The organism is Bacillus sp. AF62 (genome assembly GCF_050312695.1).
In the GTDB taxonomy this organism is placed as follows: domain Bacteria; phylum Bacillota; class Bacilli; order Bacillales; family Bacillaceae_G; genus Bacillus_A; species Bacillus_A cereus.
Map to the genome: position 1 here is coordinate 1 of NZ_JBNPJZ010000209.1, position 899 is coordinate 899.

Below are 899 nucleotides of genomic sequence, written 5' to 3' on the forward strand. Positions count from 1 at the left end.
CCACTCGTTTTAAGTGTTACTCCTTCTAACACTTGTCCTTTAATATGACTCGCTGTAATAAAACCTTTTAAGTTAATCCTGTTCGCATTCAACGTAATGTTTTCTTTACTCATATTGAATGCTGCGATTACATCATTTTCTTTTACAGATATACTAACGCCCTTTTCAGTTAATTGAAGACGGGTTTCCATATCTCTTACATAAGAATCTTTTGCAAATTGTCCATTTGCTTGCTCTTTTGTATATACCTCTGTCTTTTTGGCCGAAGCATTGATACCCAGTTCATTAATAGTAAAGCGGTTATCAATCAAAGTCATTTTTTGATTAAATTGCTCCGTTGCAAGTTTATTAGCTAATTCATCTAATACATCTTGTTTATTTTGATTAACTATCTGCTTCAACTCTGGAATCTTAAACCCGGCAACATAATCCTCTACTTGTTTCAGTTCAACTTTTGCATGGATTGCTGTTGCCTGTTGTTCAAGTTTTGCATTTGCTTCAGTAAGCTTTTTTCCTTGATCTGATACGACATTATTTAAATTGCTCACTGTGGAAGATAATCCAGTTGCTGTTTGTTCTATGGATGTAACTTTTTTATCCATGGTACCTTGTTCATTTTTTAAATCCGTAACGGTACGCGAAAAGCCTTGAAGTGTTTCTTTGACTTCGTTAAATTGACCAGCAACCTCATTTTTTACTGATTCAATATCGGGTACAACAGGGTCCCAAATACCATCCTTCCACAGTTTTAAAATACCAGGCTTACCATTACTAGTATCACGCCAAAGTGTTTTATTAGGTTTAAGCCCTGTTGTTGGTGGATTCTTAGAACCTGTTTAGAATCTATGGTATAATCTGTACAAAAAAGGATATTTTCTATGATACATAATTATACAAGT

Annotated in this window: 1 pseudogene; it reads right to left on the bottom strand. The window is 34.3% G+C overall.

Annotation, left to right across the window (positions count from 1 at the left end):
• Positions 1-635 (bottom strand): annotated as a pseudogene (locus tag ACQRBL_RS32315) (phage tail spike protein); the annotation flags it as partial.
• Positions 636-899 lie beyond the last annotated feature (264 nt).